Raw genomic sequence first — 16,879 nt, forward strand, 5'->3', positions numbered from 1 at the left:
CTGATTTGATTGATCAATTTATTTTCGATTCAGAATTCAAAAACATCAACGCTAACATTACTGTTTTTGAGGAACACAGGAATCTGAATTCTGAAATTAAATTCAACTCGGGCCATGTGATGTCTCTCACCCTTCCGGAGTGTATTGCCGGAGTTAGCTTTAGTTCAATTCTTTCTACTTATTGTTTTTCTATACCAAATAGCTGTAAGCAGGCACTGCTTTGCAATTTATACAGCTTCAGGATTTAATCTTCCCAATTTTTTTTAATCTTCTTTAAAAGAAGAGATTAGGCTTTTATTCTGAGAGTCTGACATTTATTAGTGTTATGCTCAGGAATCGAAATTCAATTTTTATCGGTATTTCCAAAGTCACCTTTTAGTTAAAGCAAATTAGTTTTTATTCTAACCATTTAAAAAATCTAAAATTATTACAATGAAAAGAATGAATGAATTTTTTAGAAGTTTTCAGGGCGCATTTTCCGCATCAGTCATTCCAATTGCATTGGTAGTTGCGATTATTGTTTATATGACAGTGATGGGAGCACCATCTAATTTTCAGGGCAATAACCCTGAAAATGCGCCAATACCTGGAAATTATCTTGGAGTAATTTATAAGGGAGGATTTATTGTTCCAATCTTAATGTGCCTGTTACTCACCGTCATCACCTTCAGCATTGAACGATTTATAACCCTCAAAAAAGCTACCGGGAAGCTCAATGTACTGAAGTTTGTCAAGTACATCAAGAATATGCTTAACAGAAATCAGATCGATGATGCGATTGCAGCATGCGAAGATCAGAAGGGATCCGTAGCCAATGTCGTAAGATCAGCATTGATTAAATACCAGAATGTTGAACCCGAAGCAGCGATGAGCAAAGAACAAAAACTAATTGCCATACAAAAGGATGTCGAAGAGGCTACTTCTCTGGAATTGCCAAGCCTTGAGCAAAACCTTGTCATATTGGCTACGATTTCATCTATCGCAACATTGATGGGGCTGCTTGGGACAGTTCTTGGCATGATCAGAGCTTTTGCCGCTTTGGCCAATGCCGGTGCACCTGACTCGGTCGCATTGGCTACAGGTATTTCAGAAGCTTTGATTAACACGGCCTTTGGTATTGCTACAGCAGCTCTCGCTGTTATCATGTATAACTATTATACCAATAAAATCGATAAATTAATCTACAGTATTGATGAAGCTGGTTTCACGATCGTTCAGACTTACGCTGCACGCCATTGATCATGATAAATACGCTACCAAATGACAAAGGTTAAACTTCCCAGGAAAAGCACTGCTATCGATATGACGGCAATGTGTGACGTGGCATTCCTTCTGCTTACGTTTTTCATGCTTACTTCGAATTTCACACAAAAGGAACCCGTTATGGTTAATACGCCATCTTCGATTTCAGAAATAAAAATTCCTGAACGAAATATCATGACTATTCTTATAGATAAGTCAGGCAAGCTATTTTTCGGTATCGACGGCCAGGAAAAAAGGATTGATCTGCTCAAAAAAATGGGCGAAGCCTATTCCTTCTCATTTACCGATGCGGAATTAAAAGAATTCAGTCTGATAAACCGCTTTGGTGTGCCCATTCAACAAATGAAAGCATTCCTTGCATTAAAGCCTGCCGACCAGGATCTTCAGGAAAATGCCTTGGGCATTCCTTATGATTCGCTGGATAACCAGTTTAAGAATTGGGTAAGGTTTTCTCGTATTGTTAACCCTCAGTTAAGGATTGCAATAAAGGCGGATCAAGCCCTGGCTTATCCTGTCATCAAAAATGTTATGAATACTCTCCAGGACCTTGATGAGAATAGGTACAACCTGATCACAAGCCTGGAACAAACTCCGGAATAATTATCAGTAATTGAATAGCTATGTCAGAAGTAAACACCGAAAGTTCGGGATCAAAAAAAGGTAAAAAGAAAGGCGCCAAAAAGGTTTCCACGCGTATTGACTTTACGCCGATGGTTGACCTTGGGTTTCTTCTCATCACGTTCTTTATGCTGACAACAACGATGATCAAGCCTCAGACCATGGAAATAGCCATGCCTTCGAAAGAAAAGGTCCCTGAAGAGGAACAGACTAAAGTCAAGGCTTCCAGGGCAATCACCATCATCCTTGGAAAAGATAATAAGGTATATTATTATGAAGGAACACGGGAAAATGAGATTGATCCGACAGTTGTGTTAACAGATTTCTCTTCTACGGGTATTCGAAAATTCCTCATTGAGAGAAATTATGATGTCATGCTAAAAGTGGAAAATCTTCAGAAGGAAGAACTTGACAAGCAAATACCTCAGGAAGAATTCGAAAAGAAAAAGCTTGAGATCATGTCGGATAAGAAAGCTCCTATTGTGATTATTAAGGCAACCGATGAGGCAACATATAAGAACCTGATCGATATTCTCGACGAGATGGCGATATGTAATATTGGCAGATACGCCATCGTTGATTTAACAGAATATGATTTAGAATTGATCAAGGCCAGTAATATCTGAAATTATAAATAATCAGCAAAATTGTCCCAGTTATGGCCTCACACTTAAATATATTTTCGGATGAATGGACAGAAATGGTCTTCCAGGACAGGAATAAGGGATATGGAGGATACCTGCTTCGAAAACTATCATCCAGGCGACATGCGATCTCCCTGGCCATCGGCATTGTGATATTCGTCCTTGCTGTCAGTACACCATCAATAATCAGGGTTATGACACATGAGAAAAAAGAGAAAGATGTTTCAGTCAGGACGCTGACTGATATCAAGTTAGATAAACCAAAAGAGAAGGTCGATGAAATCGTCAAAGCATTGCCACCACCGCCTCCGCTGAAGAACGTTATTAAATTTACTGCCCCTGTCATCAAAGCTGATGAGGAAGTCGCAGACGAAGAGCAGCCAAAGATGCAGGATGAAGTGGTTGAAAGTAAAGCAGCTATCGGGAGTATAGATTATGATAAGGGTACCGATGATCCAACAGCTGAAATGCCTGAAGTGATGCCTGCTGAAGACAAGCAGATCGTGGAAGAAAAGATGGAGCCTTTCCTTGTTGTTGAGCAAATGCCTGATTTTCCAGGAGGTGAATCGGAGTTGTATAAATTCCTGGAACAAAATATAAAATATCCACCAATGGCCAGAGAATCAGGTGTTACAGGTAGGGTGTTCATTAAGTTTGTAGTTAATAAAGATGGTAAAATTTCCGATATAGCTTTGCTTAGAGGAATAGGTGCCGGGTGCGATGAAGAAGCAATCCGTGTAGTAAAGAAAATGCCTGCATGGAAACCTGGAAAACAGAATGGTATGCCTGTACCAGTTTGGTTTACCCTCCCCATTAATTTTATTCTGAAATGACAGAAAAATTTAACAGGGTGCCACTTTTTACTCACCAAATCGTCAAATATTTTGGCTTTTTCATGGTGGTATTTTATTTGGTTATCGGCTTATTATTTATTTTTTCAACTCAGTTTTTTCCTGCATTAAATCAGAATGCAAAATTATTTTTTGGGATCATTTTACTAATTTATGGAATTTTCAGGGCTTACAGAGCCATTAAAAGCTTAAAACATGACAATCCGGCATAGTGTTCTCATGTTCATTGCAGTGAGTCTTTTGTTTGGTTGCGGAGGCATCAACAGAAATCCATATGCCGACACCCCAACAACAGGAATCATCAGCATAGGGGTGGATGAAACCTTTAAACCTATAACTGAAGCTGAGTTGATGGTATTCGGCGGCATTTATCAATATGCCAAAATAACTCCGGTTTATACAACAGAAGAAAATTGTGTTCAGATGCTCCTTGATGATAGCGTCAGGTTGATCATCACTTACAGGCCCTTGTATGAAAATGAAAAAGTATCCTTCCGGAACCGGCAGATCATTCCTCGCGAATTGAAAATAGCTACAGATGCAATCGCGGTGATAATTCATCCGGAAAATGCTGATACTTTGCTGAGTATGAATGAATTAAAAGGAATTCTTACAGGTGAAATAAAACAGTGGGCTCAAATCAATCAAAAATCATCACTTGGGAATATTGATGTGATTTTTGACAATAAGAAGTCCAGCATCCTTCAGTTCGTCCTTGATTCGATCTGCCGGACTTCTAATTTATCCAAGCATTCCTATGCCCTGGATTCAACCATTGATGTTGTGAATTATGTAGCTGATCACAGGAATGCTATTGGATTTATAGGCGTTAGCTTAGTTAGCGATTCGGATGATTCTACCCAGATGTCTTTTTTAAATCGTATCCGTGTTGTTGCATTGTCGAAAAGCGATCAACCGGCTGTGGAAAACAGTTATAAGCCATACCAGGCTTATATCTTCCAGGGATTATATCCATTGACAAGAGATGTTTATGCGATAAATGCGGAGCCGCGGAATGGCCTTGCCACCGGTTTCATGTCATTTCTTGCAAGCGACCGGGGTCAGAGGATTATTCTGAAGTCGGGAATAGTTCCGTCTGTTGCGCCAATCAGGATTGTAAATGTCAGAGAAAACCTATGATTCGAAATTAATAGATCACGGAACCTGTCAATTTCCACAGTATATGTCAAACCAGAAGATAAACAAGTGATGATGAAAAAGAAGTTATTGATAATACTTTGCTTTCTGTTGCCGTCATTCAATCCTTTACTGTCTCAGGATATTGAAAAAGGTAAATGGTATATCGTGCAGAAACAATACGAATCGGCCGGGAAGATCTTCCGGTCAATTCTGAAAAATGATCCATCAGATTCAAAAACACTCTATTATTTGGGTAAGGTTTATGATTTTAAAGGCAAATCCGATTCGGCAGAAATTTTTTACCAGCAAGGCATAATGGCTGATGAGAAGTACCCATTCAATTTTCTGGGTTTAGGGAAAATGCAGCTCAATAAATCGAACAGAACGGAATGGTTCAAATTTTATGACAAAGGCCGGAAACTTAGCAATAATTTATTCGAATATAACCTGGAAGCTGGAGAAGTCTGCCTTTTAACGACAACACAAAACTTCGATTTAAGCGGAAAATATCTTGAAGCAGCAAAAGAAGAAAATGCAAAGGATTGCCGGCTCCTGGTCAGTTTGGGAGACCTTTACCTCACTTCAAAATCACCGGGAGATGCAGTCAATGAATATGAAAGAGCCATTTATCATAATGATTTATGTGTGCAGGCTTTTGTTAAAATGGGAGAGATATACGCAAAAGCCAATAATTACCGTGATGGCATAAATGCCTTCAATCAGGCTGTTGCAATCGATTCCACGCAAATCCTTGCTTATAAAGAACGCGGAGATCTTTACTATTCCTTTGGCAAATATGATGAAGCTAAAGCTGATTATGAAATCTATATTAGAAGATCGGATAATACAATAGATGACAAGGAAAGGTTTGCATTCATCCTCTTCTTTACTAAAAACTACGATCAGTCAAGAGGATTGATTGATCAGGTTATTCAAAATGACACGAATAATACGGTGATGTACAGGATTGCGGCTTACATTGATTTCGAAAAAGGTGACTTCCCAAATTCACTGAAGAATCTTGAATATTTTTTCACTCATCACGATACGACAAAGTTTATAGCGATTGATTATATCTATTATGGACACCTCCTTATGAAAAACGGACAGGATTCCCTTGGAACGCTCCAATTGGAAACAGCATTGCAAATGGACACCACCAAGACGGAACTTTATGATGAAATAGGGAAAAGCTATTCTAAACAAAAAGAATACCAGAAAGCTATAGATGCATATGTGAAATTACTTTCATTGAATGCGAATAATAAAAGTAATTCATATTACCAGATCGGCAGGAATTTTTATTTTATGGCTGAAGATAGTTTATTAGCATACGATTCACTTTTTAAAGCAGAACTTTACCAGGAAGCTGATTGTTGCTTTGAAAACATGACCCTTATCAGCCCGGATTCATACATAGGCTACATTTGGAGCGGAAGAGCTTTATCAAGGCTGGATCCGGAAACTACTTCAGGACTGGCAAAGCCGGCTTATGAAAAATCTATGATGTTACTGGAAGCCGGTGACATCACCAAAACCCCGAAATTGTTGATTGAATGCTATCGCTATCTTGGATTTTATCATTACATGCTTGGAGAAAAATTACTTTCATCAAAGCCCGCCGAATCCGAAGCAGAAATGACCAACTCACTTAATTACTGGACAAAAATACTGAATTTGGACCCTTCAGATCAACAGGCCCAAACAGCTCTCCAAAATCTGCTGAAAAAGTGATTTTTGACAGTAGTTATTTTCGTTTCATAATGCCTGCCCGGTTTGCGACGACCGGGCAGTTTTTTTTCCTGCCAATTTGTATCTTTGATGTGATGATTGATAATTTTAAACAGTTTATCCTTAAGGAAGAATTATTTCATCCTTCTGACTATACCCTGCTTGCAGTGAGCGGCGGGATGGACTCTGTTGTGATGGCCTCTTTGTTCCACCAGGCTGGATATCATTTTGGTATTGCTCATGCCAACTTCGGGCTCAGGGGAGCTGAATCCGGGAGGGATGAACTCTTTGTCAGAAGCCTGGCAGAAAAATACAAGGTAAAGGTTTTTGTTAAGCATTTTGAAACCGCTAAGTTTGCCCGTTCTCACAAACTTTCAGTCCAGGTTGCAGCCAGACAGCTTCGTTACGAATGGTTTGATGAATTGCAGATAAAATATGGCTATGATCAGGTTGCCACCGCACATCACCTGGACGACCAGGTTGAGACATTCCTGATAAACCTCACGAGGGGGACAGGTATTGCCGGTTTGCACGGTATCCTGCCCAGGCAGGGAAAAATAATCAGGCCCATGATGTTTACTGACAGGCAGCAAATAGAAGCTTATGCCAGGGAAAATAGACTTGAATATGTCGAAGATTCTTCCAACCGCTCAGTGAAGTACACCCGCAACCGCATCCGTCACAAGGTAATCCCGCAACTGGAAAGAATTAATCCTGCCTTAAGGCAGGAACTGACACAGACCATCAGCTTTATCCGTGATGCTGAAAAAATTTATAACCAAACCATCGAACGGAAAAGAAGAGAGATTTTTCATGAAAGAGGAGATCAAATTTACATCCAATCAGACCAGTTTTTCTGTCTTGAGCCACTGACAAGCTGGGCTTACGAGCTTTTATCCCCTTATGGTTTCAACCTTTCCAATATCAGGGATATTGCCTGTCTGGCTGATGCCATCCCGGGCAAGGAAGTTCGATCTACCACCTTCAGGTTGTTAAAAGACCGTGAGTATCTCATCATTGCTCCATTGGAAGAAACAGGCAAGGAAGCGACATTCATGGTATCAATGTATGATCTGAAGCAGAAAAGTATCAGGTCCCCGTTGAATCTTGAGTTTGAAATCCTCCATGAGATTCCTGCAGAATATTCTGATCCGGGCAGTACCGCTTACATTGACCTTGACAAGCTGGATTTTCCTGTAACCATCCGGAAATGGCAAAAGGGCGATTTTTTTTATCCCCTTGGGATGTCGCAGCGAAAGAAGCTCAGTGATTTTTTTACAGACCAGAAGTTTTCCAGGATCGAAAAGGAAAAGAAATGGCTCTTATGCAGTGGCAAAAAGATTGTTTGGATCATAGGCCACCGGATCGATGACCGTTTTAAAATCACCTCATCTTCCAAAAAAATATTAAAAATCACGCTTAATCCTGATTCATTATTACCTGATTAACTTTTGTTCATCCCCTCCGGGGAATTATTTGCAAATCGCATATCACATTACTACAATACTTTATCTGCTACGCAGAATTCGCCATAGGCGATTTGTTATTGTAAAATATCAGTTACCCCTTAAACTTTTAATACCTCGTAGAGGTTTTACTAAGCAAGGGTTTGCGATTATTTTATATTTTTGTCAACTTGTGAAAACCGAATATTTTTAAAATGAAAAAAGTCCTCTTTTCAACGCTATTCCTGCTCCTGGCATTTTTATTTACCACGAATTCCCAAATCCTGCAGCCGGTAAAATGGTCTTTTGACACGAAGAAGATCAATAATGAAGAATTTGAACTGATCCTGAAATCCGAAATGGACAAAGGATGGCATATTTATGGAACCGATATCCCTAAGGGGGGGCCGATTCCAACATCCTTCAAATTCAACCCGTCTGAAGATTATGAGCTGGCGGGTAAACTGGAAATGCCCAAAGCGATCGAAAAGTACGACAATGCTTTTGAGATGGATCTTCGTTACTTTAATGATAACGCTAAGTTTAAACAAAGGGTGAAGATGAAATCTGATAAGCCTTTCCAGGTTACCGGCGAGCTTGAATATATGTCTTGTGACGATAGAAGGTGTCTTCCCCCGGAAATTGTTGAATTCTCTTTTAACTTGCCCGGTATTGAAAAAACAAGGAAAGAAAAAAATAAAGAAGTGCGGTTAGCAGAGGAATCATCATCACTCCTAAAAACAAAAGAAGAAAATACCCCCAGCGATCCTGGAAAGTCCAGGACCGAATCATCCCCGACAATTACCCCGATCGATTCAAAACCTTTGGTTTCCTCTTCATTTCAGGAAACCCAAACTCTAAAAGTTCGGGGAAAAGAGGATTCCATTTCCCTCTGGACTTTCTTTTTTATCGCCCTCGGGATTGGATTTATAAGTCTGCTTACCCCTTGCGTTTACCCGATGATCCCCATGACCGTAACTTTCTTTATGAATGCCAGCCAGAATAAACTGAAAGCCAGATTACAGGCTCTGGTATTCGGCCTCTCTATCATATTCATTTACACAGTTATCGGCGTGTTGGTATCTGCCTTATTCGGTGCCGATATGATCAAACAGGTCAGTGAACACTGGATCACCAACCTGATCTTTTTCCTATTATTTGCTTTTTTTGCCATATCCTTCTTCGGTATGTTCGAGCTTGTTCTCCCTGCCTCAGTGACTAACAAGTCAGACCGGCATGCTGACAGAGGAGGCTACGTCGGAGCTTTCTTCATGGCATTGACCCTCGTCCTGGTTTCATTTTCCTGCACGGCGCCTTTTGTGGGCGGTATCCTGGTGGAAGCGGCAACCGGACAGGTCATCAAGCCAATCGTTGGGATGTTTGGCTTTTCGCTGGCGTTCGGCATTGTTTTTACCATCCTGGCTTTCTTCCCTTCATGGTTGAATAAAATGCCGAGATCAGGCGGTTGGCTTAATTCAGTCAAAGTCGTCCTTGCCTTCCTGATCCTGGCGATTGGCATGAAATATCTCCTCGTCCCCAACCAGGCCCTCGGATGGGGGATCAGCCGTGAGGTTTATATCGCCGTGTGGATGGTGCTATTTACCTTATTAGGTTTCTATCTGCTGGGAAAGATAAAATTTACACACGACAGCCCGTTAGAGCATATCGCTGTGCCCCGGCTTTTGTTAATCATTGCTTCCTTCACTTTTGTCCTATACCTGTTCCCCGGATTGTTCGGCGCACCGCTGAAAGCTGTGTCCGGTTACCTGCCCTCGGAATCTTCCTGGGATCTCGATGAGATCATCCGGGAAAGTACACAAAATATCAGCGTTGTGTCTCCCGGCAACAGTAATTACAGCGGTTTGTGTGATGAACCTAAGTATTCGGACCGTTATGACCTGCCCTATGGATTAAAAGGGTATTTCGATTACGAACAGGGACTTGCCTGCGCTAAAAAGCTTAATAAGCCGGTGTTCCTCGATGTCAAAGGGTATGCCTGCACTAACTGCAAGGTTATAGAAAAGAATGTCTGGTCTGACCCTGAAGTTCTTAAAAGACTTCAGAACGATTATGTAATTATCGCATTGTATGTCGATGATAATCATGAACTTCCGGAAAATGAATGGGTCACTTCAACCTTTGATGGGAAGGTGAAAAAGACAATCGGCCGGAAGAACACTGATCTCCAGATCACTCATTTTGGTGTCAATGCGCAGCCATACTATGTCCTGATGGATAATAACGGCAACACACTCACGCCGGCGATTGGGTTTGAACCTGATATCAATGATTATATCAGTTTTCTTGATAAAGGGATTGAAGAATTCAGGAAACTACATCCGTAGTATTTTAACCACTAAGGCACTAAGGGCACTTATAGGCACTAAAATTTTCAAAGAATGGTTAATATATTTTTATTTGCTGATATCCTTAGTGTTTCTTAGTGGTCTAAGTGTCTTAGTGGTTAAAAAAAATTAAAACAATTCAACTTCTATTTTTCATTGCTTCAGCATAGAACCCATAGAAATACACAATTGTTTCGATCCCTTTGAAGAATTGATTTAGCGGGAAGTTTTCATTAGGTGAGTGGATGGCGTCTGATTCCAACCCAAAGCCCATGAGGATCGATTTGATACCAAGTTTATCTTCAAAAGTCGAAATGATAGGGATACTGCCGCCACTTCTCACAGGGACGGGCATTTTGCCGTAAGTTTTAAAGTAGGCTTTTTCTGCGGCCAGGTATGCAGGCATATCTGTTGAAGAGACATAACCCTGCCCGCCATGAAGTGCCGTTACCTTTACTTTCACATAAGGCGGAGCGATAGCTTTGAAGTGATCTTCGAACAGTTTGCTGATTTTCTTATGATCCTGGTTGGGCACAAGCCGCATGGAAATCTTTGCATAAGCTTTTGAAGGGATGACTGTTTTGGCGCCTTCACCGGTATAGCCCCCCCAGATACCATTTATATCCAGCGTAGGCCGGATTCCGGTGCGTTCCGGGGTTGTATAGCCTGCCTCACCGCAAACCTCGCTAATATCGAGTGATTTCTTGTATGCTTCCAGGTTAAAAGGCGCTGTGGCCATTTTCTGCCTTTCTTCTTGACGGATTTCAATTACATCATCATAAAAACCAGGTATGGTGATCCGTTGTTTGTTATCTTTCAGGGAAGCAATCATTTCGACCAGTACATTCGCGGGGTTGGCAACTGCTCCGCCAAACAAACCGGAATGCAGGTCCTTGTTCGGCCCGGTCACTTCAACTTCCATATAACTGAGCCCCCTCAGCCCACTGGTAATTGAAGGAATATCGGGAGCGATCATGCTCGTATCGGAGACCAGTATGATATCTGCTTTAAGCATTTCTTTATAATCATCACAGAATTTTCCCATGTTAGCCGATCCGACTTCTTCCTCTCCTTCTATCATGAATTTCACATTACATGGCAATGTGTTGGATTTAACAAAATATTCAAATGCTTTGGCCTGCATGAAAGACTGTCCTTTATCATCATCAGCTCCGCGGGCAAATATCTTCCCTTCACTTACCCGGGGCTCAAAAGGAGGGGTGTGCCAAAGTTCCACAGGATCAACAGGCATGACGTCATAATGCGCGTAAACCAATACAGTAGGTTTTGCGTGATCAATGATCTTTTCTCCATAAACAACAGGATTGCCTGCAGTTGGGAAAATTTCAGCTTTATCTGCACCGGCTTTCAGCAGGGTTTCTTTCCAGTAATCCGCCGCTTTCAACATATCATCCTTGTGGGCAGTCTCACTGCTGATGGAAGGAATGCGAATCAGACCATATAATTCTTCAAGGAAATTTTCTTTGTTTTGCTCAATGTAGTTTTTAATATCTTCCATAGGTTAACTGGTATTTGAATGATGTAGCATTGATTGTAAAATGATATAAATAAAAATATTAACTGAAAGAAGGGCAAAATATTGTAATATAGCTGAAAAGAGGACCCTGGTGGTGTCAAAGTCATTTTATTCATTTTATTTAAGATTGATAACGACCTTTTTTTTAATTATATTTGCAAATCAGAGGGAATCTAATCATGTTAAATCCATAAGATCAATCCCTTATAAATACCTTTCCAGATGAAAAATTCTTACTCCCGCAAACTGTCTACATCGCTTACAACATTTATGGTTGTAGCCTTTTTCGTATCATTTCAGGTTAAAGCTGATACGCTTCATGTATCAAGTAATATAACACCTGAGCAAATGGTGCAGGAAATTCTTATCGGCGGAGGCGTGGTCACGAGTAATATTACTTATACAGGAAATAATATTTCACGGGGGGAATTTTGGGGTGGTCCGGGAAATATTGGCATCGAGGATGGGATAATTCTGACTTCCGGTAATGTAACTATTGCACCTGGGCCAAACAATGCTGGCAATGCAGGTCAAGATTCGGGCCAGCCCGGCGATCCGGACCTGACCGCTATCGCGGGAATTGCAACCTTCGACGCCTGTGTGCTTGAATTTGACTTTATTCCCCAATCCAGCACGGTTTCATTTAAATATGTTTTTGGTTCCGAAGAATATCACGAATACGTTAATCAACAATACAACGATGCATTTGGTTTCTTTATCAGCGGCCCTGGCATTACTGGGCCTTACTCCAACGACAGCAAGAATATTGCACTGATCCCACTTTCCGAGATAGCCGTTTCAATCAATACAGTAAATTGCGGGAACCCTTATAATTGTCCTGATAATTGTGAAAATTGCGTGTTTTTTGTGAATAATACCCAGCAGTTTACTCAATACGATGCATTCACAACGGTCCTCAGAGCCTGGGCCACTGTCATTCCCTGTGAAACTTATCATATCAAGTTAGCCATTGGGGATGGGTATGATCATATTTATGATTCCGGAGTATTCCTGGAGGCCAACAGTTTTTCCAGTGTGGGTATTTCATCGGCAATTGAATATTCACAACCTGATGTAAATTTTACCATTGAAGGTTGCAGCGATGCTTCCATCCTGTTCACACTGTCGGAGCAGCCTGATCAGGATTTTTACCTGCCTTTGACAATATCCGGGTCAGCCATTAACGGGGTTGATTATGAAAGAATTCCTGATTCTGTTTTCTTTCAGCAAGGTTACACCCAGGCATGGATGGATATTATCACCATCCCTGACCAGTTCACCGAATGGGTTGAAAATATCCGGATCGTTTATAACTCTTCACTTTGCGGCATTGATTACGATACAATTCTTATCACCCTGATGGATTATAAGCTATCCCTGGACATGACGCCGGATACCATAATCAATTGCGCAACGCAGGCCAATATTGGCATTGAAAATATCAATGGATTTGAACCCTATTCCATTAGCTGGAGTACGGGTGATACAACAGAATACATTACTGTCAGCCCGCTGATCTCTACAACCTATCATGTCGCTGTTACTGCCTTATGTGATTCCATGACCACCGACAGTATAAGGGTTACGGTAAATGGCCCCAAATCCAATGCCGGACAGGATTTGAGTATCCCTTACGGGACAAATACCAACCTCCAGGGCTCAGCAAGCCAGGGCTCAGGTGAATATACCTATAGCTGGGAACCTGCAGATAAGTTAGTTAATCCTACCGACGCGATGCCCACCACCATTCTGATGGAGCAGACAACTCAATTCACACTTACGGTCACAGACCTGGCGGGTGGTTGCCAGGATATTGACCAGATGGTTCTTTTTGTTACCGGGGGACCCCTGAATGTAGGCCCGGTGGCTTATCCCGGTGCAATCTGTCCGGGTGAGTCATCACATCTTTTCTCTTACGCTGCCGGGGGTTCGGAAAATTATAGCTATTCCTGGACTTCTAGTCCCCCGGGATTTAATTCGGATATTCCGGACCCGATAGTGGAGCCTTTAGTGACCACAACCTATTATATAACGATTAACGATGGCTATAATTCTGTAACAGGAAATGTGACCGTAGAAGTGATGAACCTACCTGTTCCGGAGGCCGGCGAAAACGATACAATCTGGCATGGCACCGTGGGCTATTTAAATGGCTCAGGTTCACAAGGATCCGGAAATTATTCCTGGTTCTGGGAACCATTCAATAAGCTGATCAACCCTTATTCACCGACCCCTACAACGGTAAAATTATATGAAACAACGCTTTTCAGGCTCAGCATTACCGATAACACTACCGGTTGCGTGAGTGCGGGGGAAGACCTGGTGACAGTCGTGGTTATTGGCGGGCCATTGGCCGTTACTGCAGACATAACCGATCCTGTCATCTGCCGGGGTGAAACTACTCAGCTTCATGCTTTGCCCAGCGGGGGAAATCCAGATTATACGTACAGTTGGAGTTCTTTGCCTGCAGGCTTTTCTTCGACGGAAGGAGAACCATTTATTACTCCGGTCCTCAGCACAACTTATACCGTTCAGGTTTTTGACCAGTTTAATTATTTCGGGGCATCGGTGGATGTGGAAGTCTCACAGCCTCCACTGGTTAACCTGGGAACAGATATCCTGGCTTGCCCTTATGATACAGTAAAACTCAGCGTTAACCTGCCTGGAATGACTTATTACTGGTCGAACGGATCTGATGAATCATCCGTTTCCATCGGGACTACCGGGATTGGATTCGACATGAAGAAGATCTGGGTACGCGTTGAAAATGATCTGGGTTGTTTTGGAACAGATACAATACAGGTAACGTTTGACTTTGCCCAATGCTCGGGAGTAAATGAGGCATCAGATGAGACGTATGTTTATATTTATCCCAATCCAACAACCGGGAAAGTTCAGGTTGAGTGGAAGGGCCTGAGTGGAAATGTTGATATGCAATTATCTGATATTCACGGAAATTTAATATTTGACCAGATTATCATGGCACCTCCTTCCGGCGATTATAAGGGTTCTTTCCACCTCGAAGGCCAACCGAAAGGGATCTATTTGCTGAAATTGGTGGGTGAAGAAAAGGTGTTGGTCAGGAAGATATTATTGCAATAGCCGTTCATTATCATGGCAAAAACCAGGGTTGCGATTAATGGATTCGGGCGGATTGGAAGGATCACTTTCAGGAAACTATTGGAAAATGACCAGATAGAAGTTGTGGCTGTCAATGATCTGGCCGACACAAAGACCCTGGCCCATCTTTTGAAGTATGATTCCGTGCATGGGCGTTTTCCGGGCACCATCCTGAATAACGGGGATTATCTCCTTGTGAACGATACCAAAGTCCTTGTTTTCTCTGAAGAAGATCCCGGAAAATTACCCTGGAAAAATCTTCAGATTGATATTGTGATAGAATCCACCGGTAAGTTTGTGTCAAGACCCGATGCTATCCGTCACGTGACGGAGGCAGGCGCTCGCAAAGTGATCATATCCGCCCCTGCTAAAAATGAAAGCGATGATGTGAAATACGTCGTTTTAGGGGTAAATGACGAAATCATAGACAAAAATGATGTCATCATCTCCAATTCTTCCTGTACTACCAATAATGTCGCCCCCCTCATCATGATCCTGGATAATAACTGGGGTATCGAGAGCGCGTTTATTACAACAGTTCATTCTTATACTAAAGATCAAAACCTTCTTGACGCTCCTCATAAAGATTTACGCAGAGCCCGGGCCGCAGCCTGTTCCATTGTCCCCACCTCCACAGGGGCCGCTAAAGCTGCTACAAAAATATTCCCCCATCTGAAATACAACTTGGGCGGGGCAGGGATCCGCGTACCAGTTGCGGATGGCTCACTGACTGACCTGACGTGCACATTGAAAAATCCAGCCACAAGGGAAGAAATCAATCTAAAGTTTAAAGAAGCCGCTGAGGGAAGTCTTAAAGGAATACTCGAATATACCGAAGATCCGATTGTTTCGGTGGACGTTATTGGAAATACCCATTCAGCAGTATTTGATGCGGGTTTGACTGCCGTACTTGGAGAAAAAAACAAATTGGTTAAAATTGTTGCCTGGTATGATAATGAAATGGGATATGCTTCCCGCCTGGTTGAACTGATCGGAAAATTTATTTAACTTGCCGCGATGAATTTCGCTTATCTCCTTTTGGGAAGCAACCTGGATAACCGCTCTGCCTTGTTGGAAAGAGCAAAGGAAGCCATATCATCAAGAATCGGCAACGTAACCCGGGAATCTTCTGTTTATGAATCCGAACCATGGGGTTTTCAATCTGAACATCGGTTCCTGAACCAGGTTATCAGGATTGAAACCAAGTACAGGCCCATCCAGGTGCTTGAGGAAATTTTAAGGATCGAAAAAAAACTTGGCAGGCATCGTGCTGATGATCAGGGCTATACTTCCAGATCGATCGACATAGATATCCTTTTTTATAACGATGAGATTATTTCAGAAGATAAACTTACTATCCCTCATCCTAAAATTCCGGAAAGGATGTTCACCTTGCTGCCCTTATCTGAAATAGACCGGTCCATGATTCACCCTGGTTCCCGGAAATCTATATCGGACCTTATGAGAGAGTGCCCGGATACATTGAATGTTTACCCTTATCGACCCAAATTATAAATAGTGACAACATCATTGCTTAAATATAATTTTATTGTAATTGAAGGAAATATTGGAGCAGGAAAGACAACGCTGGCCAAACGCTTGTCTGAAGAATTTAACGCAAGATTAATCCTGGAAAGATTTGAAGACAATTCTTTCCTCCCCAAATTTTACGAACAGCCTGATATTTATGCTTTTCCACTGGAGATGTCTTTCCTGGCCGACCGTTATCAGCAATTGAAAGAAAAACTGGCCATGCAAGAGCTGTTCAAGACCATCACCATTGCTGATTACTTTATCGACAAATCCCTGATTTTCGCCAAAAACAATCTGAAAGCGGACGAATTCAATCTTTATTCCAGGCTTTTTCAGATCATCAGCACTTTTCTCCCACGGCCCGATTTACTGGTTTATCTCTATCTTGATATTCCCCGGTTGAAAGAAAATATAAATAAACGAGGAAGGGATTATGAGCGACTGATCCAGGATGACTATCTGGGAAAGATTCAGGCCGGTTACCTCAACCATTTTCGTTCCCTCAACGGTCTAAGGATTCTGATCATCGATACAAACAAGGCCGATTTTATGGAAAATGAGAAGGATTACCAGGCATTTCTGAAGGTTATCGGCACGGATTATGACATTGGTATCCATCGTGTTTTTATCTGATTATAAAAAAAAGAGGCTG

At 41.7% G+C, this 16,879-nt stretch carries 14 protein-coding genes; 13 read left to right on the forward strand and 1 reads right to left on the reverse strand.

All coding sequences use genetic code 11. The annotated features are described in order from the left end of the window. Positions 1-432: 432 nt before the first annotated feature. The 9 genes from M0Q51_05980 (at position 433) to M0Q51_06020 (ending at position 10,037) form a co-directional block, all read left to right on the forward strand. Positions 433-1,239: a MotA/TolQ/ExbB proton channel family protein gene (locus M0Q51_05980; GenBank protein ID MCK9399527.1), complete on the forward strand. Its 807-nt coding sequence runs from the start codon at positions 433-435 to the stop codon at positions 1,237-1,239. Between the two features lie 21 nt (positions 1,240-1,260). Next, positions 1,261-1,863, forward strand: coding sequence for a biopolymer transporter ExbD (locus tag M0Q51_05985; GenBank protein ID MCK9399528.1), 603 nt, complete (start codon positions 1,261-1,263; stop codon positions 1,861-1,863). 20 nt (positions 1,864-1,883) lie between these two features. Continuing rightward, complete coding sequence (locus M0Q51_05990) at positions 1,884-2,507, forward strand: biopolymer transporter ExbD (protein MCK9399529.1); 624 nt, start codon at positions 1,884-1,886, stop codon at positions 2,505-2,507. A gap of 32 nt (positions 2,508-2,539) precedes the next feature. Next, a complete protein-coding gene (locus M0Q51_05995; protein MCK9399530.1) occupies positions 2,540-3,358 on the forward strand; it encodes a TonB family protein in 819 nt (272 codons plus the stop codon). After that, positions 3,355-3,588 (forward strand): hypothetical protein, encoded by a 234-nt coding sequence (locus M0Q51_06000; GenBank protein MCK9399531.1) that lies wholly within the window; start codon positions 3,355-3,357, stop codon positions 3,586-3,588. The genes M0Q51_05995 and M0Q51_06000 overlap by 4 nt, the downstream gene beginning before the upstream one ends. Next, on the forward strand, positions 3,572-4,516 hold the full coding sequence (locus M0Q51_06005) for a substrate-binding domain-containing protein (GenBank protein ID MCK9399532.1): 945 nt from the start codon (positions 3,572-3,574) through the stop codon (positions 4,514-4,516). Before M0Q51_06000 ends, M0Q51_06005 begins: the two co-directional genes overlap by 17 nt. 72 nt (positions 4,517-4,588) lie before the next feature. After that, positions 4,589-6,250, forward strand: a complete 1,662-nt coding sequence (locus M0Q51_06010; GenBank protein MCK9399533.1) for a tetratricopeptide repeat protein — start codon at positions 4,589-4,591, stop codon at positions 6,248-6,250. Between the two features lie 29 nt (positions 6,251-6,279). Then, on the forward strand, positions 6,280-7,695 hold the full coding sequence (tilS, locus tag M0Q51_06015; GenBank protein ID MCK9399534.1) for a tRNA lysidine(34) synthetase TilS: 1,416 nt from the start codon (positions 6,280-6,282) through the stop codon (positions 7,693-7,695). Positions 7,696-7,907: 212 nt separating this feature from the next. Then, complete coding sequence (locus M0Q51_06020) at positions 7,908-10,037, forward strand: thioredoxin family protein (GenBank protein ID MCK9399535.1); 2,130 nt, start codon at positions 7,908-7,910, stop codon at positions 10,035-10,037. A 139-nt stretch (positions 10,038-10,176) separates the two neighbouring features. Here M0Q51_06020 and M0Q51_06025 read toward each other — a convergent pair whose 3' ends face one another. Next, entirely contained in the window at positions 10,177-11,556 is a 1,380-nt protein-coding gene (locus M0Q51_06025) for a dipeptidase (GenBank protein MCK9399536.1), read from the reverse strand. A gap of 240 nt (positions 11,557-11,796) precedes the next feature. On the opposite strand from M0Q51_06025, the gene M0Q51_06030 reads away from it, so the two are divergent. Genes M0Q51_06030 through M0Q51_06045 form a run of 4 tightly spaced genes read left to right on the forward strand, consistent with a single transcriptional unit; the run spans position 11,797 to position 16,860 of the window. Further along, positions 11,797-14,676 (forward strand): T9SS type A sorting domain-containing protein, encoded by a 2,880-nt coding sequence (locus tag M0Q51_06030; GenBank protein MCK9399537.1) that lies wholly within the window; start codon positions 11,797-11,799, stop codon positions 14,674-14,676. Between the two features lie 12 nt (positions 14,677-14,688). Then, positions 14,689-15,702, forward strand: coding sequence for a type I glyceraldehyde-3-phosphate dehydrogenase (gap, locus tag M0Q51_06035; protein ID MCK9399538.1), 1,014 nt, complete (start codon positions 14,689-14,691; stop codon positions 15,700-15,702). 9 nt (positions 15,703-15,711) lie between these two features. Next, positions 15,712-16,209, forward strand: coding sequence for a 2-amino-4-hydroxy-6-hydroxymethyldihydropteridine diphosphokinase (gene folK, locus M0Q51_06040; GenBank protein MCK9399539.1), 498 nt, complete (start codon positions 15,712-15,714; stop codon positions 16,207-16,209). A gap of 3 nt (positions 16,210-16,212) precedes the next feature. Further along, positions 16,213-16,860, forward strand: coding sequence for a deoxynucleoside kinase (locus tag M0Q51_06045; protein ID MCK9399540.1), 648 nt, complete (start codon positions 16,213-16,215; stop codon positions 16,858-16,860). The last annotated feature ends 19 nt before the right edge of the window (positions 16,861-16,879 follow it).

The sequence above is a fragment of the Bacteroidales bacterium genome (assembly GCA_023229505.1).
Lineage (GTDB): Bacteria > Bacteroidota > Bacteroidia > Bacteroidales > JAGOPY01 > JAGOPY01.